The 21502-nt window shown below is 63.5% G+C and carries 20 protein-coding genes; 12 read left to right on the forward strand and 8 right to left on the reverse strand.

What is annotated here, in order from left to right:
- Positions 1 to 182: 182 nt before the first annotated feature.
- From AC4P1R_RS14060 to AC4P1R_RS14090, 7 genes are all read right to left on the reverse strand, one after another.
- The gene (locus tag AC4P1R_RS14060; protein ID WP_151611669.1) at positions 183 to 416 is read right to left on the reverse strand and encodes a formate dehydrogenase subunit delta; all 234 of its coding nucleotides are present in this window, start codon (positions 414 to 416) and stop codon (positions 183 to 185) included.
- Positions 417 to 433: 17 nt separating this feature from the next.
- Positions 434 to 1285, reverse strand: coding sequence for a formate dehydrogenase accessory sulfurtransferase FdhD (fdhD, locus tag AC4P1R_RS14065; protein WP_069458949.1), 852 nt, complete (start codon positions 1283 to 1285; stop codon positions 434 to 436).
- A gap of 62 nt (positions 1286 to 1347) precedes the next feature.
- Positions 1348 to 4227: a formate dehydrogenase subunit alpha gene (gene fdhF, locus AC4P1R_RS14070; protein WP_151611670.1), complete on the reverse strand. Its 2880-nt coding sequence runs from the start codon at positions 4225 to 4227 to the stop codon at positions 1348 to 1350.
- 49 nt (positions 4228 to 4276) lie between these two features.
- Positions 4277 to 5833, reverse strand: a complete 1557-nt coding sequence (locus AC4P1R_RS14075) for a formate dehydrogenase beta subunit (protein ID WP_492177121.1) — start codon at positions 5831 to 5833, stop codon at positions 4277 to 4279.
- Complete coding sequence (locus AC4P1R_RS14080; protein WP_151611671.1) at positions 5830 to 6309, reverse strand: formate dehydrogenase subunit gamma; 480 nt, start codon at positions 6307 to 6309, stop codon at positions 5830 to 5832. The genes AC4P1R_RS14075 and AC4P1R_RS14080 overlap by 4 nt, the downstream gene beginning before the upstream one ends.
- A gap of 180 nt (positions 6310 to 6489) precedes the next feature.
- Positions 6490 to 7386 (reverse strand): LysR family transcriptional regulator, encoded by an 897-nt coding sequence (locus AC4P1R_RS14085; RefSeq protein ID WP_069458666.1) that lies wholly within the window; start codon positions 7384 to 7386, stop codon positions 6490 to 6492.
- 202 nt (positions 7387 to 7588) lie between these two features.
- Entirely contained in the window at positions 7589 to 8359 is a 771-nt protein-coding gene (locus AC4P1R_RS14090) for an SDR family NAD(P)-dependent oxidoreductase (protein WP_069458950.1), read from the reverse strand.
- 173 nt (positions 8360 to 8532) lie between these two features.
- Here AC4P1R_RS14090 and AC4P1R_RS14095 point away from each other — a divergent pair, with 173 nt between their 5' ends.
- From AC4P1R_RS14095 to AC4P1R_RS14130, 8 genes are all read left to right on the forward strand, one after another.
- Complete coding sequence (locus tag AC4P1R_RS14095; RefSeq protein ID WP_069458667.1) at positions 8533 to 9297, forward strand: DeoR/GlpR family DNA-binding transcription regulator; 765 nt, start codon at positions 8533 to 8535, stop codon at positions 9295 to 9297.
- Positions 9298 to 9429: 132 nt separating this feature from the next.
- Positions 9430 to 10947 (forward strand): glycerol-3-phosphate dehydrogenase, encoded by a 1518-nt coding sequence (glpD, locus tag AC4P1R_RS14100; RefSeq protein ID WP_151611672.1) that lies wholly within the window; start codon positions 9430 to 9432, stop codon positions 10945 to 10947.
- A gap of 85 nt (positions 10948 to 11032) precedes the next feature.
- Positions 11033 to 12103 (forward strand): ABC transporter ATP-binding protein, encoded by a 1071-nt coding sequence (locus AC4P1R_RS14105; RefSeq protein WP_069458669.1) that lies wholly within the window; start codon positions 11033 to 11035, stop codon positions 12101 to 12103.
- 21 nt (positions 12104 to 12124) lie between these two features.
- On the forward strand, positions 12125 to 13195 hold the full coding sequence (locus AC4P1R_RS14110) for an ABC transporter ATP-binding protein (protein ID WP_069458670.1): 1071 nt from the start codon (positions 12125 to 12127) through the stop codon (positions 13193 to 13195).
- A 1-nt stretch (position 13196) separates the two neighbouring features.
- Positions 13197 to 14063 (forward strand): carbohydrate ABC transporter permease, encoded by an 867-nt coding sequence (locus AC4P1R_RS14115; RefSeq protein WP_151611673.1) that lies wholly within the window; start codon positions 13197 to 13199, stop codon positions 14061 to 14063.
- Between the two features lie 22 nt (positions 14064 to 14085).
- Positions 14086 to 14910, forward strand: coding sequence for a carbohydrate ABC transporter permease (locus AC4P1R_RS14120; protein WP_069458672.1), 825 nt, complete (start codon positions 14086 to 14088; stop codon positions 14908 to 14910).
- Complete coding sequence (locus tag AC4P1R_RS14125) at positions 14910 to 15329, forward strand: DUF2160 domain-containing protein (RefSeq protein ID WP_069458673.1); 420 nt, start codon at positions 14910 to 14912, stop codon at positions 15327 to 15329. Before AC4P1R_RS14120 ends, AC4P1R_RS14125 begins: the two co-directional genes overlap by 1 nt.
- 81 nt (positions 15330 to 15410) lie before the next feature.
- Complete coding sequence (locus AC4P1R_RS14130) at positions 15411 to 17135, forward strand: ABC transporter substrate-binding protein (protein ID WP_069458674.1); 1725 nt, start codon at positions 15411 to 15413, stop codon at positions 17133 to 17135.
- 222 nt (positions 17136 to 17357) lie between these two features.
- Here AC4P1R_RS14130 and AC4P1R_RS14135 read toward each other — a convergent pair whose 3' ends face one another.
- A complete protein-coding gene (locus tag AC4P1R_RS14135; RefSeq protein WP_069458675.1) occupies positions 17358 to 17786 on the reverse strand; it encodes a Fur family transcriptional regulator in 429 nt (142 codons plus the stop codon).
- A gap of 122 nt (positions 17787 to 17908) precedes the next feature.
- Here AC4P1R_RS14135 and AC4P1R_RS14140 point away from each other — a divergent pair, with 122 nt between their 5' ends.
- The 4 genes from AC4P1R_RS14140 to AC4P1R_RS14155 are packed head-to-tail and all read left to right on the forward strand — an operon-like array spanning position 17909 to position 21448.
- Positions 17909 to 18811, forward strand: a complete 903-nt coding sequence (locus AC4P1R_RS14140) for a metal ABC transporter substrate-binding protein (RefSeq protein WP_069458676.1) — start codon at positions 17909 to 17911, stop codon at positions 18809 to 18811.
- Complete coding sequence (locus tag AC4P1R_RS14145; protein ID WP_069458677.1) at positions 18808 to 19743, forward strand: manganese/iron ABC transporter ATP-binding protein; 936 nt, start codon at positions 18808 to 18810, stop codon at positions 19741 to 19743. Before AC4P1R_RS14140 ends, AC4P1R_RS14145 begins: the two co-directional genes overlap by 4 nt.
- Entirely contained in the window at positions 19740 to 20600 is an 861-nt protein-coding gene (locus AC4P1R_RS14150) for a metal ABC transporter permease (RefSeq protein ID WP_069458678.1), read from the forward strand. Before AC4P1R_RS14145 ends, AC4P1R_RS14150 begins: the two co-directional genes overlap by 4 nt.
- A complete protein-coding gene (locus AC4P1R_RS14155) occupies positions 20597 to 21448 on the forward strand; it encodes a metal ABC transporter permease (protein WP_151611675.1) in 852 nt (283 codons plus the stop codon). Before AC4P1R_RS14150 ends, AC4P1R_RS14155 begins: the two co-directional genes overlap by 4 nt.
- The last annotated feature ends 54 nt before the right edge of the window (positions 21449 to 21502 follow it).

The following is a 21502-nucleotide window of genomic DNA, read 5'->3' on the forward strand; positions in this document are numbered from 1 at the left end:
TCCCCACAAGGGGAAGGACTCGCTGAGCCACCCCGTCTCCGGCCACAAACCCTCTCCAACAGCCAGACAGATGCTAAGCTGATGAAATCTCATGATTTCGCCGCAGGCACCAAGCCCCTCCCCCTTGTGTGGAGGGGTTAGGGAGGGGTTTTTTCTTCCAACTTACCGGCTATCAGCTGGCGCTACGCCGCCTCCGGCCGCCGGATCTTCGAAGCCGCTTCCAGCACCAGAGGCTTCAGCCCCTCGCCGCCCTGCTCGATATGCTCGAACAGCTTGCGGCGCATGCGCGGCTCCCAATACTTGTTGATGTGCGTCGCGACGCCTGCGGCCGCCTCGTCCGCCGGTTGGCTCTGGAAGAACGTGGCGATCTGGTTCGCCATGTAGATGAGCTTTGCATTAAAATTCTCAGAGGACATCGGGAAGGGCTCCGGTTTCAGCGCGTGAGGGGGACGCGGGCGGCAAGCCGCGCGACTTCCTCGCTCCGCTCTATGCGTTCGGCATGGGTAAAGATTTCGAATTCGTCGCCGCGCACGAGCGCGACCAGCGTCATGCCCGCTTCCTCTGCCGCGCGGATAGCAAGCGCCGTCGGTGCCGAGATGGCGATGATGATCGGGCTACCGGCGATGGCGGTCTTCTGGACCATTTCGACCGACACGCGGGAGGTGACGACGACGGCTCCCTGGGCGCCCCTGAAGCCGGCGCGTGCCGCAGCCCCGGTCAGCTTGTCGAGCGCGTTGTGGCGGCCGACATCCTCGCGAACGGCAACCAGGCCCCGCCCCGGCACATAGAACGCCGCGCCATGCACGGCGCGCGTTTGGTTATGCAGGGGCTGCTGCCCGTCGAGAAGCCCGACTGCCTTGACCACGTCCTCATCGCTGAGCTTCAGGGGCGATGTCGACACGTCGGGCGTAGAGCGCACGGCCTGCTCGATCGATTCGATCCCGCAGAGCCCGCAGCCGACCGGCCCCGCCATGTGGCGGCGGCGCAGCCGCAGGGCCTCGTTCACCTCGTCCTTGAGAGTGATTTGCAGGTCGATCCCCTTTTCTTCGGCCACGACATCGATCGCCTCGATCTGATCCGGATCGGCGATGATGCCCTCCGTCAGGCTGAAGCCGACGGCGAAATCCTCGAGATCGGCGGGGGTCGCCATCATCACCGCATGGGTGGAGCCGCCATAGGTCAGGGCGACCGGCACTTCCTCCGGTACCACGCGCGATTGACCGACACGTTTGCCGGCACGCCGCGCCCGCTCGGGAACCGTCTGCGTCGTCTGGAAGCGGGTCATGTCGGCCGCCCGGATGGGCACGGCCGACGGGGAGGTCGATTGCTTGTCCGCCATCCCGCCTCCTATTCCGCCGCCTCCAGCTTGCCGGTAATGCGCCGCGACTGGCGGGCCTGCTCGTCATAATCACGCTGCCAGTCGGTCGGGCCGTTCGAGGGCGCGACCTGCACCGCGGTCACCTTGTATTCCGGGCAGTTCGTCGCCCAATCCGAGAAATCGGTGGTAATGACGTTGGCCTGCGTCGTCGGGTGATGGAAGGTGGTGTAGACGACGCCCGGCGCCACGCGGTCGGTGATCAGCGCCCGAAGCGTCGTTTCGCCCGAACGGCTGGCAAGCTTCACCCAGTCGCCTTCGCGGATGCCGCGCTGTTCGGCATCGTGCGGGTGGATCTCCAGTCGGTCTTCGGGATGCCAGACGACGTTTTCCGTGCGCCGCGTCTGTGCGCCGACATTATAGTGGCTGAGGATGCGGCCCGTCGTCAGAAGCAGCGGGAAACGCGGGCCGGTCTTCTCGTCGGTCGCCACATATTCCGTGCGGATGAACTTGCCCCTGCCGCGCACGAAGCCGTCGACATGCATGATTGGCGAACCGAGCGGCGCCTTCTCGTTGCAAGGCCACTGCACGGAGCCCATCTTGTCGAGATAGTCATAGGACACCATGGCAAAGGTCGGCGTGGTCGCTGCGATCTCGTCCATGATTTCGGATGGATGCCCATAGTTCCAGTCGAGCCCCATCGCCTGGGCGAGCTTTTGCGTCACCTCCCAGTCGGCATAGCCGTTCTTCGGCCGCATCACGCGGCGCACGCGGTTGATGCGCCGCTCGGCATTGGTGAAGGTGCCGTCCTTTTCCAGGAAGGTCGAGCCCGGCAGGAAGACATGGGCGTAATTGGCCGTCTCGTTGAGGAAGAGATCCTGCACGACGACGCATTCCATCGCGGCAAGGCCGGCGGCCACGTGCTTGGTGTCCGGGTCGGACTGCAGGATGTCCTCACCCTGGATGTACAAGCCCTTGAAGGTGCCGTCGACGGCAGCATCGAGCATATTGGGGATGCGCAGGCCCGGCTCATTGTTGAGCGTCACCCCCCAGAGCTTCTCGAAGGTCTCCCGCGTGGCATCGTCCGAGATATGCCGGTAGCCGGGCAGCTCGTGCGGGAAGGAGCCCATGTCGCAGGAGCCCTGCACGTTGTTCTGGCCGCGCAGCGGATTGACGCCGACACCGGGCCGGCCGATGTTGCCGGTGGCCATCGCGAGATTGGCGATCGCAATGACGGTGGTCGAGCCCTGGCTGTGCTCGGTGACGCCGAGGCCGTAATAGATCGCGCCGTTGCCGCCGGTGGCATAGAGCCGCGCCGCGCCGCGGACCAGGTCCGCCGGCACGCCGGTATAGGCTTCGGTCGCCTCCGGGCTGTGATAGGGCTCGGAAACGAAGGCCGCCCAATCCTCGAATTCCGACCAGTCGCAGCGCTCGCGGATGAAGGCCTCGTCCGCCAGTCCCTCGGTGACGATCACGTGCGCCATCGCCGTCAGGATGGCGACATTGGTGCCGGGCTTGATCGGCAGGTGATAGGCAGCTTCGACATGGGCCGAGCGGACGAGGTCGATCCGGCGCGGGTCGATGACGATCAGCTTCGCGCCCTGGCGTAGCCGCTTCTTCAGCCGAGACGCGAAAACCGGATGGCCGTCGGTCGGGTTGGCGCCGATGATGACGGCGACATCGGTGTGTTCGACGCTGTCGAAATTCTGCGTGCCGGCCGAAGTACCGAAGGTCTGGTTGAGGCCATACCCGGTCGGCGAATGGCAGACGCGCGCGCAGGTATCGACATTGTTGTTGCCGAAGCCGGCGCGCACCAGCTTCTGCACCAGATAGGTTTCCTCGTTGGTGCAGCGCGAGGAGGTGATACCGCCGACCGAATCTCGGCCATACTGGTACTGGATGCGGCGGAATTCGGAGGCGACATGCGCATAGGCCTCCTCCCAGGTGACCTCGCGCCAGGGATCGGTGATCTTCTCGCGGATCATCGGATTGAGGATGCGATCCTTGTGCGTCGAATAGCCATAAGCGAAGCGGCCCTTGACGCAGGAATGGCCGCGGTTCGCCTGGCCGTCCTTCCACGGCACCATGCGCACCAGCTCCTCGCCGCGCATTTCCGCCTTGAACGAACAGCCGACGCCGCAATAGGCGCAGGTGGTGACGACGGAATGCTCCGGCTGGCCGATCTCGATCACCGATTTTTCCGTCAGCGTCGCCGTCGGGCAGGCCTGCACGCAGGCGCCGCAGGAGACGCATTCCGAGGAAACGAAATCCTCGCTCATTCCGGCGGAGACGCGCGAATCGAAGCCGCGGCCGCTGATCGTCAGCGCGAAGGTGCCCTGCACCTCCTCGCAGGCGCGGACGCAGCGCGAGCAGACGATGCATTTGGCGGGATCAAAGGTGAAATACGGATTGGAGTGGTCTTTCGGCGCCCAGTTGATGTTGATGTCGCCATTGTTGCGCGCCTGCACATGATTGGCGCCATCATAGCCATAGCGCACGTCCCGAAGACCCACGGCGCCAGCCATGTCCTGCAGCTCGCAATCGCCGTTGGCCGCACAGGTCAGACAGTCGAGCGGATGATCGGAGATGTAGAGCTCCATCACGCCGCGGCGGACGTCCTTGAGGCGCTGCGTCTGAGTGGAGACGCTGATACCCTGTGCCACCGGGGTGGTGCAGGAGGCCGGCATGCCGGCACGGCCTTCGATCTCGACGAGGCAGAGCCGGCAGGAGCCGAAGGCGTCCATCATGTCGGAGGCGCAGAGCTTCGGCACTTCGATGCCCGCTTCCATCGCCGCGCGCATGATCGAGGTGCCCTCCGGCACGGTGATCTCGCGCCCGTCGATCGTCAGCGTTACCAGCTTTTCAGACATGGAAGCAGGAGTGCCGTAGTCGATTTCATGAATGAGGGACATTACTGGGCCTCCTGGGAATTGGCGTTTAGTGAGGTGGACGTCGCCGCCATCATTCCGCCGACTCCCTCACCGGCGCCGGCTGGAAATCCTCCGGGAAATGCGTCATCGCGCTCACCACCGGATAGGGCGTGAAGCCACCAAGCGCGCAGAGCGAGCCGAATTTCATCGTGTTGCAGAGATCGGCAAGCAGTTCGCGGTTCTTTTCGGGCTCGACCCCGTCCCTGATCTTGTCCGCCACTTCGACCCCCCGCGTCGAGCCGAGGCGGCAGGGCGTGCACTTGCCACAGCTCTCCACCGCGCAGAATTCCATGGCAAACCGCGCCTGCTTCAGCATGTCGGCCGTATCGTCGAAGACGACGATGCCGGCATGGCCGATGAGGCCGTCCTTCGCCGCGAAGGCTTCATAGTCGAACGGCGTGTCGAACAGCGCCCGCGGGAAATAGGCGCCGAGCGGACCGCCGACCTGCACCGCCTTGACCGGCCGGCCGCTTGCGGTGCCGCCGGCGATGTCGTCGACGATCTCGCCTAGCGTCAGGCCGAAGCCGATTTCGAACAGGCCGCCATGCTTGACGTTGCCGGCGATCTGGATCGGGATCGTGCCACGCGAGCGCCCCATGCCGAAATCGCGGTAATAGGCGGCGCCCTTGTCGAGGATCACCGGCACCGAGGCGAGCGAGATGACGTTGTTGATGACGGTCGGACGGTCGAACAGGCCCCTGTGGGCGGGGAGCGGCGGTTTGGCGCGCACCAGCCCGCGCTTGCCTTCGAGGCTGTTCAGGAGCGACGTCTCCTCGCCGCAGACATAGGCGCCAGCACCAGTACGGACCTCCATGTCGAAGGCGTGGGCGGACCCGAGCACCGCGCGGCCGAGGACGCCGGCGGCTCGCGCAACCTCGATCGCCTCGGTCATCGCCGCGATCGCGTGCGGATATTCGGAACGCGTATAGATATAGCCCTTCGTGGCGCCCGTCGCGATGCCTGCGACCGCCATGCCTTCGATCAGCACGAAGGGATCGCCTTCCATGATCATCCGGTCGGCGAACGTGCCGCTGTCGCCTTCGTCGGCGTTGCAGACGATATATTTCTGCGGCCCCGGCGCTTCGAGCACCGTCTTCCACTTGATGCCGGTCGGGAATCCTGCGCCGCCGCGGCCGCGCAGGCCGCTTTCGGTAACCTCGGCGACGATTGCCGCAGGCTCCATCGCAACCGCCTTCTCGAGGCCGTTGAGGCCGCCATGGGCGCGATAGTCGTCGAGCGACAGCGGATCCGTAACGCCGCAACGGGCAAAGGTCAGCCGCACCTGACGCTTGAGGAACGGGATCTCCTCCGTCTTCCCGCGACAGAGCGGATGCGAGCCGCCGGTGACGAGACCCGCATCGAGGAGAGATGCAACATCGCCTGCCTTTACCGGGCCATAGGCAATACGACCCTCGGGGGTTTCGACCTCGACCAGCGGCTCCAGCCAATGCAGGCCGCGCGACCCGTTGCGGACGATCGTCGCATCGAGACCGCGCGCCGCCAGTCCCTCGGCCATCGCCGTCGCCACTTTTTCAGCGCCAAGCGCCAGCGCCGCCGCATCCCGCGGAATATAGATCTTGGCGGTCATCGGCGTACCTCCTCGACCAGCGCTTCGAGCGCCGCATCATCGAGCCGGCCGTGCACCTCGCCATCGAGCATTGCCGACGGCGAGCAGGAACAGAGCCCGAGACAGTAAACGGGCTCGAGGGTCACCTCGCCGTCAGGGGTCGTCTCGTGGAAATCGATGCCAAGCAGGGCCTTCGCCCGGTCGGCCAGCCGGTCCCCGCCCATCGACTGGCAGGCTTCGGCGCGACAGAGCTTCAGCACGTGCCGCCCGGCCGGGTGTTCACGGAAGTCATGATAAAAGGTGACGACGCCGTAGACCTCGGCGCGCGACAGGTTGAGCTCGCGCGCAATCACCGGCATGGATTCCTGCGGCACATAGCCGAACTCGTCCTGCAGCGCGTGCAGGATCGGAAGCAACGGGCCTTCGAGCCCCTTAAATTCGTCGATGATCGCCAGCGTTTGCTCGGCCACGTCCGCGCGCGGCAGATGGATATTCACGCCAAGAGCCCTCCCGGCTCGCGGCGCGGTGCGCTCCAGACCTGGGCCCGATCGCCTTCCGCACCGAATGTCTCCAATTTCGCAGGGGCTGGAGCCTCGTCGACCCCTGCACGTCTGACCAGCTTCGCGCTTATGGCCGGATGGGTCAATAATGCTGTTCCGTTGGACGATAGAAAAAATCTATCGAGCTGCGTTGCGCTCACCGAGGATGCGCGCCTCGTGCAGCAACGCCGACACCAGCGGCGTGAATGGTTCGCGATAGGTGGCAACGAGTCCGACGGTGTGCCGCACATCCGGTTCGACGATCGGGATCATTCGGATATCTTCGTGAAAACCAAATGATTTCGCGACATTATAGGGCATGATGCTCGCCCATCGACCGGTGCGGACATGGGAGAAAAGCACGATCATCGAGTTGGATTCGAGCGTCGGGCTGGCGACGGCTCCCGCCTCGGAGAAGTGCTGATTGATGATCCGCCTGTTCTGCATGTCGGCCGTCAATAGACAAAGCCGAATGTTGCTAACCTCTTTCCAGGTCACGCTTTCGCGATCCGAAAGCGGTGTCCCGGCGGCCGTCACGAGGTGATATTGCTCCACCTGCAGCGGCACGCTGGTGACGCGGCCGAGCGGCTCGTTCTCCAGGTAGGTCAGACCCGCATCGATTTCGAGATTTTCGAGCAGCGCCAGAATCTGCAGCGACGTCGTCGAGAGAACCGAGAACGTCACGTCCGGGTGTTTCTCCTGGAACGGCGCCGTGATCATCGGCACCATTGCGAGCGTTGTCGGGATCGAAGCAAGTCGGATATGCCCCGACAGCCCCTTGCGCGCCGCCCGCATCTCCTCGCGCATGGTGCGGCTGTCTCCGACGATCCGTCGCGCCCATTCGAGCACCCGCTGGCCCTCCGGCGTCAGCCCCTGAAAGCGCGAGCCGCGATTGACGAGCATCACGCCGAGCTGGTCCTCGAGCTGCCGGATTGCCGCCGACAGCGTCGGCTGCGTCACGCCGCATTCCTCGGCCGCCCGTCCGAAGTGCCGCTCGCGGGCGAGCGCGAGAAAGAATTCCAGCTTGTCGATCATGCCTTATCCCTTCAGGACGAATTGGTGCCGCCCCTCTCCTCGGGTTTGACCCGAGGATCGGGTTTAATCCGAGGACTGACCTCTCGCCCTCGCGCCTCTCTAGGGGAGAGGCGGTCGGAGCGTGCCGCTTGTCCCTTCTCCCCGCCCGCGGGGAGAAGGGACAAGCGGCAGCGGGATGAGGGAAAAAGCACTCTGATGCCGCTTAGCAGATCAACTGACCGCCGTTCACTTCCAGTATCTGACCGGTGATATAGCCCGAAAGCGCATGCGAGGCGAGGAAGAGATAGGCAGGCGCGCAATCGTCGGCTGTCCCGAGCCGTCCGAGCGGAATCGATTTCCGCGTCGCCTCCAGCTTCTCCGGCGTGGAATAGCGCTGATGGAAGTCGGTGGCGATCGTGCCCGGCGAAACACAATTGACCCGGATCCCTTCCGGTGCCAGCTCACGCGCCAGCGCCTTCGAATAGGTGGCGACGAAGGCCTTGGTGGCGGAATAGATCGACGAGCCGGCGCTGCCGCCCGTGCGCGCCGAAATCGACACGGTGTTGACGATCGCCGCATGCGCGCCCTTGCGCAACAGCGGCAGCATGGCACGCGTCATCTCGACGACGGAGGTCTGGTTGAGCCGAAGGATGGCACGGTATTCCTCATCAGTGAGTTCCGCGGCTGGGAAGCGACCGACCATTGTGCCCGCATTATTGACAAGCACGTCCAGGCTGTCGAATCGGCTCCCCACCTCGTCCGCGAGAGCTTGCACGCCGCCAGATTCGACAAAATCCGCGCCGCAGAGAAACGCCCGGCCCTCGCCCGCCGCGAGATCGAGGAAGACGGGACGGTCACGGGGAATCGTCCGCCCCGTATGAACGACCACTCTAGCGCCGCAATCAAGGAATTGCCGGGCGACCTCGAGGCCGATGCCGCGGCCGCCGCCGGTCACCACCACATTCATGCCGCTGAACAAGGCCGGATGAAACATGTCTTGCATTCCTTTCCTGAAGCAGGCGAGCGCATCGCTGGACGGACTGCAACTTCTATATCGATGCCTGTGGCGAGCGAAAGCCCGAGTCTGCGCAATTTCGCCGATTCTGAAATTGCACGGCTTTCGTTTTTGCATATTATGAAACCAAACGAAAACAGAGGGAGCGCGACATGTATCTCACCGGACGCCAGGAAGAAATCCTCGCGCTCGCCAAGACCGAAGGACGGGTGCTCGTCGAGGAACTCGCCCAGCGCTTCTCGGTGACGCCGCAGACGATCCGCAAGGACCTGAACGATCTCTGCGACGCGCGCGTCCTCAATCGCGTCCATGGCGGCGCCATCTTCCCGAGCGGTAATGAGAACGTGAAATACGATGCCCGCCGGCAGATCGCCGCGGCGGAGAAGCAGGCGATCGGTCGCGCGGCAGCGGCCCTGATCCCCGACAACGCCTCGCTCTTCATCAACATCGGCACCACCACGGAGGCGGTCGGCGAAGCGCTGCTCGACCACAAGGAATTGATGGTCATTACCAACAACATCAACGTTGCCAATCGGTTGCGGATCTATCCATCCATCGAAGTGGTGATTGCCGGTGGCGTCGTGCGCGGTTCGGACGGCGGCATCGTCGGCGAGGCGGCCGTCGATTTCATCAGGCAGTTCAAGGTGGATTTCGCCGTCATCGGCGCCTCCGCAATCGACAGCGATGGCGCGCTCCTCGATTTTGACTATCGCGAAGTGAAAGTGGCGCAGGCGATTATCGCCAATGCGCGGCACGTTATCCTGGTCTCGGATTCGACGAAGTTCGAACGCACCGCGCCGGTCAGGATCGGCCATATCTCCCAGGTCCAGACCTTCATCACCGACCGTTGTTTCGCCGAAAATGTTCGCAGAATTTGCGCCGACCAGGGTGTGAAGCTGATCGAGACCGAGGTGTGAGCGCCCGCGTTTTCGCTTCCGTGAAGACTCGCAAAACATTCGTTTGACATTCGAAATGTTTTCGTTTTTACTGCCGTTACTTTCGCATTTGCATTCAATTTGTGCATTGCGAAAAGAGGAGGGGCAATCGCAGTGTCAGAGCAGGCAATCTTCGACGTCTTTGTCATAGGCGGCGGCATCAACGGATGCGGCATCGCGCGTGATGCGGCCGGCCGGGGCTATTCCGTTGCGCTGGCCGAGATGAACGATTTCGCCTCCGGCACCTCGTCCGGCTCCACCAAGCTCATTCATGGCGGCTTACGCTATCTTGAGCATTACGAGTTCCGCCTCGTGCGCGAGGCGCTGATGGAGCGCGAGGTGCTTTGGGCCATGGCGCCGCATGTCATCTGGCCGATGCGGTTCGTGCTGCCCTACCACAAGGGCGGGCCGCGCCCGGCCTGGCTGATCCGCCTCGGCCTGTTTCTCTATGACCATATCGGGGGCCGCAAGCTGCTGCCTGCCACAGGCACGCTGGACATGACCCGCGATCCCGCCGGCGAGCCGCTGAAGCGCCTCTTCACCAAGGCTTTCGAATATTCCGACGGCTGGGTGGACGACGCCCGCCTCGTGGTGCTCAATGCGCGCGACGCAGCCGACCGCGGCGCTCGCATCATGGCGCGAACCCGCGTCGTCTCGGCCCGGCGCGAGGGAAGCGTCTGGGCAATCGAGGCCGAAAACGCGGCGACGGGCGCCCGCGAAACTCTGCGCGCCCGCATGCTCGTCAATGCCACCGGCCCCTGGGTGGACCGGGTACTTAGCGACGCGCTGCACAAGACGGACGTTCACAATGTCCGTCTTGTCCAGGGCAGCCACATCGTCGTGAGGAAGAAGTTTGACGACCCGCGCGCCTATTTCTTCCAGAATCCGGATGGGCGCATCATGTTCGCCATTCCTTACCAGGGCGCTTTCACCCTGATCGGAACGACCGACCGGGACTTTGGCGGCAATCCGGCGGAGGCGCATATCAGCGATGCCGAGATGGACTATCTCTGCAAGGCCGCGAGCGAATACTTCGCCGACCCGGTAACCCGCGACGACATCGTCTGGAGCTATTCGGCCGTTCGCCCGCTCTATGACGACGGCGCAAGCAAGGCACAGGAAGCGACCCGCGACTATGTGCTGCGGCTTGAGGGCAAGAACGGGGAGGCCCCGCTGCTGAACGTCTTCGGCGGCAAGCTCACGACCTATCGGCGGCTCGCCGAATCCGCGCTCGACAAGATCGGCGAGGCGGTCGGCGTCAAGGGCGGCAAATGGACCGCCTCTTCGCGCCTGCCAGGCGGCGACTTCCCCCCGACCGCCTATGAGGCGGAGGTGGACAAGCTGAAGGCACGCTACCCTTTTCTCGCCGCCTCCCACGCCCGCCGGCTGGTCCGGCTCTATGGGACCTTGGCGGCGCGGCTCCTCGGCAAAGCGGCAGGCAGTGCCGACCTCGGCAAGCACTTTGGCGGGGACCTTTACGCGGTCGAGGTGGACTGGCTGATCCAACAGGAATGGGCGCGGCGCGCGGAGGACGTGCTGTGGCGCCGCACCAAGCTGGGATTGCAGCTCTCGCGGACTGAAGCCGCTGAACTGGAGGATTATATGCGCGGCGCCGTCAACGCCGCCGCCTGACGCATGTGGCCCAAGTGTGTGCAGCGGTTTTGGGGCAACGACATGCATGAACTGCCGATGGCTGGGTGGAACACCGGAGAATTCAATGCTTGAAATGAAGAACATATCGAAGGTCGTGGGCGGGGAGACGCATATCTACCCGACCAGCCTTGCGCTGGAGAGGGGGTCGCTCAATGTTCTGCTCGGCCCGACGCTTTCCGGCAAGACCTCGCTGATGCGGCTGATGGCCGGTCTCGATAAGCCCGCCTCCGGTTCGCTCCATTTCGACGGCGCCGATGTCACCGGCCTGCCGGTGCAGAAGCGCTCGGTGGCAATGGTCTACCAGCAATTCATCAACTATCCGGCGATGACCGTCTACGACAACATCGCCTCGCCGATGCGCATCAAGGGCCTCGACAACGCCACAATCGACCGGGAGGTGCGCAAGGCAGCCGAGCTCCTGAAACTCACCCCCTATCTCGACCGCACGCCGCTCAACCTTTCCGGCGGCCAGCAGCAGCGCACAGCGCTTGCCCGCGCCATTGTCAAGAATGCGGATCTGGTGCTGCTCGACGAGCCGCTTGCCAATCTCGACTACAAGCTGCGCGAGGAGCTGCGGGAGGAACTGCCGAAGATTTTTGCCGCTTCCGGGGCGATCTTCGTCTATGCCACGACGGAGCCATCCGAGGCGCTGCTGCTCGGCGGCAATACCGCCACCTTGAGCAAGGGCCGCATCACGCAGTTCGGCCGCACCATCGACGTCTATCGGCGGCCGGCTGACATCGTCACCGCCCGCACCTTCGCCGATCCGCCGCTGAATACCATCGACCTCGTCAAGTCCGGGTCGCATTTCATGCTGGAAGGTAAGCCCGTGCTTTCGGTTCCTCAGCATCTGGCAACCGTTGCCGACGGGCCCTGCACGGTGGCCTTCCAGCCGCATCACATCTCGTTCGGACGGCAGAACGGCAGCGGAAATCCGCTCACGGTCAAGACGGCGATATCGGAGATCACCGGATCGGAGAGCTTCATTCACGTCGGCTTCGCCGATGCGCGCTGGGTGATGCTGGCGCCCGGCGTTCACGACATCGAACCGGATGCGGACCTCGAGGTCTTCGTCGACACCCGCCATTTGATGGCCTTCGGGCCGAACGGCCGGGCGACCGGCGGCACGGCCTGAGCGGAGCGCTGGGAGGAGACCATGGCACGTATCAATCTCGAGCATATCCGTCACGCCTACGGAGCCAAGCCGAAGTCGGAAGCCGACTACGCGCTGAAGGAAGTCCATCACGAATGGAACGACGGCGGCGCCTATGCGCTGCTCGGCCCTTCGGGCTGCGGCAAGACCACGCTGCTCAACATCATTTCCGGGCTCATCAATCCGTCGGAGGGCCAAATCCTCTTCGACGGCACCGATGTGACGCATCTCGCCACGCAGCACCGCAACATCGCCCAGGTGTTCCAGTTCCCGGTCATCTACGACACGATGACGGTCTACGACAATCTCGCCTTCCCGCTGCGCAACCGCCATGTGCCGGAAGCGGAGGTCGACCGCCGGGTGAAGGAGATCATCGAGATGATCGGCCTCGGCGGCTGGGCGACGAAGACCGCGCGCGGGCTGACCGCCGATCAGAAGCAGAAGATCTCGCTCGGCCGCGGCCTCGTGCGCTCCGATGTCAGCGCCATTCTGTTCGACGAGCCGCTGACCGTCATCGACCCGGAGATGAAATGGGTGCTGCGCTCGCAGATCAAGCGCCTGCACAAGCAATTCGGCTTCACCATGGTCTATGTTACGCACGACCAGACCGAGGCTCTGACCTTCGCCGACAAGGTGGTCGTCATGTATGACGGACAGATCGTCCAGATCGGCACCCCTGCCGAGCTCTTCGAGCGGCCGAGCCACACCTTCGTCGGCTATTTCATCGGCTCGCCGGGCATGAACGTGCTGCCGGCCGAGATCGATGGAGCCACGGCGGCGGTCGGCGGCGAAAGCATTGCCCTCGGCTTCCTGCCGAAGATCAAGGCCGGCGCCGCGACCGAACTCGGCATCCGCCCGGAATTCATTTCGCTCGGCCGCGAAGGCATGCCGGTCGCGATCACCAAGGTCGAGGACATCGGCCGCCACAAGGTCGTGCGCGCCCGCTTCGCCGACCGGCCGATCTCGATCATCGTCGGCGAGGACGGCGATATCCCCGCCGAGCCGCGCATCACCTTCGATCAGAAGGCCATCAATATCTATGCCGATTCCTGGCGCGTCGGCGAGGAGGCCTGATATGGAAAAGACCTGGAACAACAAGGCTTGGTTCATGGTCCTGCCGGTGCTGGTGCTCGTCGCCTTCTCGGCGGTGATCCCGCTGATGACCGTGGTCAATTATTCCGTGCAAGACACCTTCGGCAATAACGAGTTCTTCTGGGCCGGCACCGACTGGTTCCAGGACGTGCTCGAATCCGACCGTTTCTGGGACGCGCTCACCCGCAACCTGATCTTTTCGGCGATCATCCTGGCGATCGAAATCCCGCTCGGCATCGTCATCGCGCTGAACATGCCGAAGAAGGGCATTGGCGTGCCGATCTGCCTCGTCTTGATGGCGCTGCCGCTGCTCATTCCGTGGAACGTCGTCGGCACCATCTGGCAGGTCTTCGGTCGCGTCGACATCGGCCTGCTTGGACGCACGCTCGCGGCGCTCGGCATCAACTATAATTACGTGCAGAACCCGATCGACGCCTGGGTGACGCTGATCGTGATGGATGTCTGGCACTGGACGAGCCTCGTGGTGTTGCTCTGCTATGCCGGTCTCGTCTCGATCCCGGACGCCTATTACCAGGCCGCCAAGATCGACGGCGCCTCCCGTTGGTCGGTCTTCCGCTACATCCAGCTTCCGAAGATGAAGCGCGTGCTGCTGATCGCCTTCCTCTTGCGCTTCATGGACAGTTTCATGATCTATACGGAGCCCTTCGTCGTTACCGGCGGCGGTCCCGGCAACTCGACGACCTTCCTGTCGATCGACCTCGTCAAGATGGCGATCGGCCAGTTCGACCTCGGCCCGGCCGCGGCCCTCTCGATCATCTACTTCCTCATCATCCTGCTGCTCTCGTGGATCTTCTACACGGTGATGACCACGAGCGACGCAAAGGGCTGAGAACGGGAGGGAGGAGAAAACCATGATGACCACCAAGCAACCGCTGTCGCAGCGCCTCTCCTGGCTGGTGCCGACGCTCTACATCGTCTTCCTGCTCCTGCCGATCTACTGGCTCGTGAACATGAGCTTCAAGGAGACGAGCGAGATCCTGAGCACCTTCTCGCTGTGGCCGCAGAACCCCACGCTGCGCAACTACACCGTGATCTTCACCGACCCGTCCTGGTACAACGGTTACATCAACTCGATCACCTATGTGGTGATGAACACGGTGATCTCGGTTGCTGTGGCTCTACCGGCGGCCTATGCCTTCTCGCGCTACCGCTTCCTCGGCGACAAGCACCTGTTCTTCTGGCTGTTGACCAACCGGATGGCGCCGCCGGCCGTCTTCGCGCTGCCCTTCTTCCAGCTCTATTCCGCCTTCGGCCTGATCGACACCCACATCGCCGTCGCGATTGCGCACTGCCTCTTCAACGTCCCGCTCGCCGTCTGGATCCTGGAAGGCTTCATGTCCGGCGTGCCGAAGGAGATCGACGAGACCGCCTATATCGACGGCTACTCCTTCCCCCGCTTCTTCGTGAAGATCTTCGTGCCGCTGATCGCCTCGGGCATCGGGGTCGCCGCCTTCTTCTGCTTCATGTTCTCCTGGGTCGAACTCCTGATCGCCCGCACGCTGACGACGACCGACGCCAAGCCGATCGCCGCGACGATGACGCGGACGGTATCGGCCTCCGGCCTCGACTGGGGCGTGCTCGCCGCCGCCGGCGTGCTGACGATCATCCCCGGCGCGCTCGTGATCTATTTCGTCCGCAACTACATTGCCAAGGGCTTTGCCCTGGGGAGGGTCTGATGGCAATCGTCGCCACGCGCAACAACCGCTGGCCCGTCGCACTCGTCGCCGTGCTCGTCATCTATGTCGCCGCCGCGGGCCTGCTCATCTCCGCTCTGCCGGTCAAGGACGGCGAGCGCGACTGGTTCGCCTCGCTCGTTCCCGGCGGCTGGATGGCCTGGTCATTCCCGACCGCCATGTTCTTTCTGACGATCTTCGCGCTCCTGTCGCTGATGGCTGTCTGGGAATATGCCCGGCCCGGCGGCAATCCACGCGTCGGCATCCTGCGCTTCGAAACGACGCGCGGCGACCGCCTCTTCGTGTCGCTTCTCGGAAGCGCATTCATTCACCTCGCCTGGCTGGGACTGATCGGCGCAAATCTCTGGTGGGCGATCGCCCTCTCGGTGATCTACGCCATCGGCGTGTTCCGCTACGTCTGAGGCATCGGAATGAAGGGTGTTCCCGAGGGGTGCCCTTCGAAACTGCAAGGCATCGCAATCGCAAACCCAAGGGAGGAATTGATGCGACGGCACCTTTTGACAACGACGGCAGCCATGCTGCTGGCCCTAACCGGCTCGGCCTTTGCCGGCATGGATGAGGCAAAGCAGTTCCTGGACAAGGAGATCGGCGATCTCTCCTCGCTCGACCGAGGCGCCCAAGAGGCGGAAATGCAATGGTTCGTCGATGCGGCGAAACCCTTCGCCGGCATGGAGATCAAGGTGGTCTCCGAAACGATCACCACCCATGAATACGAATCGAAAGTGCTGGCGCCAGCCTTCACCGCGATCACCGGCATCAAGATCACCCACGACCTGATCGGCGAGGGCGACGTGGTCGAGAAGCTGCAGACCCAGATGCAGTCGGGCGAGAACATCTATGACGCCTATATCAACGATAGCGACCTGATCGGCACCCATTGGCGCTATCAGCAGGCCCGGAACCTGACCGACTGGATGGAAAACGAGGGCAAGGACGTCACCAATCCCAACCTCGACGTCGACGACTTCATCGGCAAGTCCTTCACCACGGCTCCGGATGGTAAGCTCTACCAGCTTCCCGACCAGCAGTTCGCCAACCTCTACTGGTTCCGCTACGACTGGTTCAACGACCCGAAGATCCAGGAGGAGTTCAAGGCCAAGTACGGCTACGACCTCGGCGTGCCGGTCAACTGGTCGGCCTATGAGGACATTGCCGAGTTCTTCAACGGCCGCGAGATCGACGGCAAGAAGGTCTATGGCCACATGGACTACGGCAAGAAGGACCCGTCGCTCGGCTGGCGCTTCACCGACGCCTGGCTGTCCATGGCCGGCAACGGCGACAAAGGCATCCCGAACGGCAAGCCCGTCGACGAATGGGGCATCAAGGTCGACGAGAACTCCAGGCCCGTCGGCTCCTGCGTCGCGCGCGGCGGCGACACCAACGGCCCGGCCGCCGTCTACTCGATCGAGAAGTACCTGACCTGGCTGAAGAGCTACGCGCCGCCGGAAGCGCAAGGCATGACCTTCTCCGAAGCCGGCCCGGTTCCGGCCCAGGGTGCGGTCGCCCAGCAGATGTTCTGGTACACCGCCTTCACCGCCGACATGGTCAAGGACGGCCTGCCGGTCGTCAATGCCGACGGCACGCCGAAGTGGCGCATGGCGCCCTCCCCGCACGGCGTCTACTGGAAGGACGGCATGAAGCTCGGCTATCAGGACGCCGGCTCCTGGACTCTTCTGAAGTCCACGCCCGAGGACCGCGCCAAGGCCGCCTGGCTCTACGCGCAGTTCGTCACGTCCAAGACCCTCGACGTGAAGAAGAGCCATGTCGGCCTCACCTTCATCCGCCAGTCGACCCTCGACCATCCGAGCTTCACCGAGCGCGCACCGAAGCTCGGCGGCCTGATCGAGTTCTATCGCTCGCCGGCGCGCGTGCAGTGGACCCCGACCGGCACCAACGTGCCTGACTATCCGAAGCTGGCACAGCTCTGGTGGCAGGCGATCGGCGATGCCTCTTCCGGCGCCAAGTCCGCGCAGGAAGCGATGGACTCGCTCTGCGCCGAACAGGAGAAGGTGCTGCAGCGCCTCGAACGCGCCGGCATCCAGGGCGATATCGGTCCGAAGCTCGCCGAAGAGCACGATCTCGAATATTGGAACGCGGAAGCCGTCAAGGCCGGCAACCTCGCTCCGCAGTTGAAGGTCGAGAACGAGAAGGAACAGCCGATCACCGTCAATTACGACGAACTGGTCAAGAGCTGGCAGACGAACTGAGGCTATCGACTGATAAGCGCCGCCCGGAACTTTCGGGCGGCGCACGAAATCGGAGATGCGGCGCCGGGGCTGGAAACAGCCCCGGTTTTCGCTCTTCAGCAGTGAACGGATCGAAGAAAAATTTCAGTAGTGAAATCCGGTAAAGCGAGGATACCCCCTCTGGCCAGAGGGGGTGCTTCGCTGCCAGTGCCAGTGACAGGATTCGATCCAGAAGAGCCTCACTCAATCCTTGCGCTTGCGGCAATAGAGCTCCAGCCGGTGGCGCACCAGATCGTAGCCGAGTTCGGCGGCGATCTCCGCCTGCAGCTGCTCGATCTTGTCGGAGCGGAACTCGATCACGTCGCCGGTGTCGATGTCAATCAGGTGGTCGTGGTGGGGCGCGTCGGCCGTCTCGAAGCGGGCGGTGGCGTTCTCGAAGGCGTGCCGCTGCACGACCCCCTGCTGCTCCAGCGCCGAAAGCGTCCGATAGACGGTGGAGAGCGATACCGTTGCATCGATCTCCTTGGCACGCCTGTGCAACTCGCTTGCATCCGGATGGTCTTCGGCCTCGGCCAGGATCTTCAGGATGGCGGCCCGCTGGCGCGTCACGCGCACGCCACCATCGCGCAGGATTCCCTCCAATTCCTCGACCTTATTCTTCGTCTTTGCCATCCGCCGACACTATCCAAGGGCGACGACATTGAAAATAGCTAGTTGCAAATGGTTCTCATTTGCATTGACTTATGCAGACTATTCGCCTACCCATAGTGGGAGTTGGCAAAATGGAGTTGTGAATGATCGATCTGACGAGGCGCACGATACTGGCCGCCGCCGCGGCAATGGCCGCCCTATCCCTCACGCCCACGGCTGCAGCGGCGGAAAAATTCAAGGCCGTCACCACCTTCACCGTCATTGCCGACATGGCGCAGAACGTCGCAGGCGACGCGGCGATCGTGGAATCGATCACCAAGCCGGGCGCCGAAATCCACAACTACCAGCCGACCCCGCGCGACATCCTCAAGGCGCACGGCGCGCAACTGATCTTCTGGAACGGGCTCAATCTCGAACTCTGGTTCGAGAAGTTCTTCCAGAACTTCGACGATATTCCCGGCGTCGTCGTATCCGACGGCGTCGAGCCGATGGGCATCGCCGAGGGTCCGTACACGGGCAAGCCGAACCCCCATGCGTGGATGTCGCCAACGTCGGCGCTGATCTATGTCGACAATATCCGCGACGCCTTCGTCAAATACGACCCGGAAAACGCGGAGACTTACAAGGCGAACGCCGAGGCCTACAAGAAGAAGATCGAGGCGGCGATCACGCCGATCCGCGCGGAACTGGACAAGATCCCGGCCGAAAGGCGCTGGCTTGTCTCGAGCGAGGGCGCCTTCAGCTATCTCGCCCGCGATTTCGGCCTGAAGGAGCTTTACCTCTGGCCGATCAATGCCGACCAGCAGGGTACGCCGCAGCAGGTGCGCAAGGTGATCGACGCGGTCAGGGCCAACAACATCCCGGTGGTCTTTTCCGAGAGCACGATCTCGCCCGATCCGGCCATGCAAGTGGCGCGCGAGACGGGTGCAAAATATGGTGGGGTGCTCTATGTGGACTCGCTGAGCGAGGCGGGCGGTCCCGTTCCGACCTATATCGACCTGCTGCGCGCCACCTCCGAAACCATCGCGAAAGGTCTTTCGCAATGAACCTGCAGACAAAGGCCCGGCCGGTCAGGCGGCCGGTGCCCCAAGACGAGGGAAGCGGCATTCGCGTCCGCGACGCGACGGTCGTCTATCGCAACGGCCACCGGGCGCTCAGCGATGCCTCCTTCGAAGTCCCGACCGGGACGATCGCCGCCCTTGTCGGGGTCAATGGCAGCGGCAAGTCGACGATGTTCAAGGCGATCATGGGTTTCGTCCGCCTCACCAAGGGCGAGATTTCCGTCCTGGGCCTAAGCGTGCCGCAGGCGCTGAAGAAGAACCTTGTCGCCTATGTGCCGCAGGCCGAGGAGGTCGACTGGAACTTCCCGGTCCTCGTCGAGGACGTGGTGATGATGGGCCGCTACGGCCATATGAACATGCTGCGCATACCGAAAAAGGCGGACCATGAGGCGGTCGAGGCGGCGCTGGCGCGCGTCGGCATGAGCGATTTCCGCAAGCGCCAGATCGGCGAGCTGTCCGGGGGACAGAAGAAACGTGTCTTCCTCGCCCGGGCGCTCGCCCAGGATGGCCGCATCATCCTGCTCGACGAGCCCTTCACCGGCGTCGATGTCAAGACCGAGGACGCGATCATCCGCTTGCTCCTCGGCCTGCGCGACGAGGGACGGGTCATGCTCGTCTCCACCCATAATCTCGGCAGCGTGCCGGAATTCTGCGACCGGACCGTGCTCCTCAAGAACACCGTGCTCGCCTACGGCCCGACCGAGTCAACCTTCACCCGCGACAATCTCGAACTCGCCTTCGGCGGCGTGCTGCGTCACTTCGTGCTCGGCGGCGAAAGCCTGCATGACGACGCTGATCCCCGTCAGCTATCGGTCATCAGCGACGACGAGCGGCCGCTCGTCATGTATGGCGCGAAAGGACAGATGGTGCCGCAGCCGGCCAAGCCCGAAACGGAAGCGGAGACGGACGCCGGATGATCGCGACGCTCCTGGAGCCGTTTACCTATTCCTACATGCTGAACGCCATGTGGGTCAGCGCGCTGGTCGGCGCCGTCTGCGCCTTCCTCTCGGCCTATCTGATGCTGAAAGGCTGGTCGCTGATCGGCGACGCGCTCTCCCATTCGATCGTGCCCGGCGTCGCCGGCGCCTATATGCTCGGCCTGCCCTTTTCGCTCGGCGCCTTCTTTTCCGGAACGCTTGCCGCCGCCGCCATGCTGTTCCTCAATCAGCGGACGCGGCTCAAGGAGGATACGATCATCGGCCTGATCTTCACCTCCTTCTTCGGGCTCGGGCTTTTCATGGTGTCATTGTCGCCGACCTCGGTGAACATCCAGACGATCGTGCTCGGCAATATCCTCGCCATCACGCCCGCCGACACGCTGCAGCTGGCGATCATCGGATTCGTCTCTCTCGCGATCCTCTCCGCCAAATGGAAGGATCTGATGGTGACCTTCTTCGACGAGAGCCACGCCCGCTCGATCGGCATCAACACGATGTTCCTGAAGGTGCTGTTCTTCGCCCTGCTCTCCGCCTCGACCGTGGCCGCGCTCCAGACCGTCGGCGCCTTTCTCGTCATTGCCATGGTCGTGACGCCCGGCGCGACCGGTTATCTGCTGACGGACCGCTTCCCGCGGCTGATCGTCATCAGCATTGCCATCGGCGCACTCACCAGCTTCGTCGGCGCCTATGCGAGCTATTTCCTCGACGGGGCGACCGGCGGCATCATCATCGTGCTGCAGACGCTGATCTTCCTTCTCGCCTTCGTGCTTGCCCCGAAACATGGCCTCATCGCCGCTCGCCGCCGCGCATCCGCAGCCCTGGAGGCTCAGCGATGATATCTCTCGACATGCTGACCGCCGTCTTTGAGTTCGAGTTCATGCGCAACGCGCTGATCATCTCGGTGCTCGTCGCAATCCCCACCGCCATGCTCTCCTGCTATCTCGTGCTGAAGGGCTGGTCGCTGATGGGCGACGCGATCTCGCATGCGGTTTTCCCGGGCGTCGTCGTCTCCTACATCGTCGGCCTGCCGCTTGCCGTCGGCGCCTTCGCCGCCGGCATGTGTTGCGCGCTCCTGACCGGCTATCTCAAGGAGAACAGCCGCATCAAGCAGGACACTGTGATGGGCGTGGTCTTTTCCGGCATGTTCGGCCTCGGGCTCGTGCTCTACGTGAATATCCAGAGCGATGTGCATCTCGATCACATCCTCTTCGGCGACATGCTCGGCATCGGCTGGGCCGACATCCTCGAGACCGGTGTAATCGCACTCATTGCCGCCGGCGTGCTCGCGGTCAAATGGCGCGACCTGCTGCTTCACGCCTTCGATCCGGCCCAAGCGCGTGCGGTCGGACTGCCGGTCGCGTGGCTGCATTACGGCCTGCTTGCGATCCTGTCGCTGACGATCGTCGGCGCGCTGAAGGCCGTCGGACTGATCCTCGCAATCGCCATGCTGATAGCCCCCGGTGCGATCGCCTATCTGCTGACCCGGACCTTCAGCAGCATGCTCGTGACCGCGGTCCTGATCGCCGTCGTCGCGTCCTTCTCCGGCGTCTACATCTCCTTCTTCATCGACAGCGCCCCGGCGCCCACCATCGTGCTGCTGATGACGGCGATATTCCTTCTCGCCTTCGGCTATTCCACCTGGAGGACGGCACGGATGGAGGCGCAGCGCAGCCGCACCCGTTAGCGGCGAGAAGCCACTGGAGAGCGGCACCCTGATCCCCTATTGTGCGCCCTTTCA

The organism is Sinorhizobium sp. Y406 (assembly GCF_058732025.1).

Excerpts from the sequence above, each read along its gene's own strand:
- AC4P1R_RS14150 (WP_069458678.1), top strand. The coding sequence starts at position 19,740 with ATGATCGCGACGCTCCTGGAGCCGTTTACCTATTCCTACATGCTGAAC.
- AC4P1R_RS14115 (WP_151611673.1), top strand. The coding sequence starts at position 13,197 with ATGGAAAAGACCTGGAACAACAAGGCTTGGTTCATGGTCCTGCCGGTG.
- fdhF (WP_151611670.1), bottom strand. The coding sequence starts at position 4,227 with ATGTCCCTCATTCATGAAATCGACTACGGCACTCCTGCTTCCATGTCT.
- AC4P1R_RS14075 (WP_492177121.1), bottom strand. The coding sequence starts at position 5,833 with ATGACCGCCAAGATCTATATTCCGCGGGATGCGGCGGCGCTGGCGCTT.
- AC4P1R_RS14135 (WP_069458675.1), bottom strand. The coding sequence starts at position 17,786 with ATGGCAAAGACGAAGAATAAGGTCGAGGAATTGGAGGGAATCCTGCGC.
- AC4P1R_RS14120 (WP_069458672.1), top strand. The coding sequence starts at position 14,086 with ATGATGACCACCAAGCAACCGCTGTCGCAGCGCCTCTCCTGGCTGGTG.
- AC4P1R_RS14110 (WP_069458670.1), top strand. The coding sequence starts at position 12,125 with ATGGCACGTATCAATCTCGAGCATATCCGTCACGCCTACGGAGCCAAG.
- AC4P1R_RS14125 (WP_069458673.1), top strand. The coding sequence starts at position 14,910 with ATGGCAATCGTCGCCACGCGCAACAACCGCTGGCCCGTCGCACTCGTC.
- AC4P1R_RS14095 (WP_069458667.1), top strand. The coding sequence starts at position 8,533 with ATGTATCTCACCGGACGCCAGGAAGAAATCCTCGCGCTCGCCAAGACC.
- AC4P1R_RS14085 (WP_069458666.1), bottom strand. The coding sequence starts at position 7,386 with ATGATCGACAAGCTGGAATTCTTTCTCGCGCTCGCCCGCGAGCGGCAC.
- AC4P1R_RS14105 (WP_069458669.1), top strand. The coding sequence starts at position 11,033 with ATGCTTGAAATGAAGAACATATCGAAGGTCGTGGGCGGGGAGACGCAT.
- AC4P1R_RS14130 (WP_069458674.1), top strand. The coding sequence starts at position 15,411 with ATGCGACGGCACCTTTTGACAACGACGGCAGCCATGCTGCTGGCCCTA.
- AC4P1R_RS14140 (WP_069458676.1), top strand. The coding sequence starts at position 17,909 with ATGATCGATCTGACGAGGCGCACGATACTGGCCGCCGCCGCGGCAATG.
- AC4P1R_RS14060 (WP_151611669.1), bottom strand. The coding sequence starts at position 416 with ATGTCCTCTGAGAATTTTAATGCAAAGCTCATCTACATGGCGAACCAG.
- AC4P1R_RS14090 (WP_069458950.1), bottom strand. The coding sequence starts at position 8,359 with ATGTTTCATCCGGCCTTGTTCAGCGGCATGAATGTGGTGGTGACCGGC.
- AC4P1R_RS14155 (WP_151611675.1), top strand. The coding sequence starts at position 20,597 with ATGATATCTCTCGACATGCTGACCGCCGTCTTTGAGTTCGAGTTCATG.
- AC4P1R_RS14145 (WP_069458677.1), top strand. The coding sequence starts at position 18,808 with ATGAACCTGCAGACAAAGGCCCGGCCGGTCAGGCGGCCGGTGCCCCAA.
- fdhD (WP_069458949.1), bottom strand. The coding sequence starts at position 1,285 with ATGACCCGCTTCCAGACGACGCAGACGGTTCCCGAGCGGGCGCGGCGT.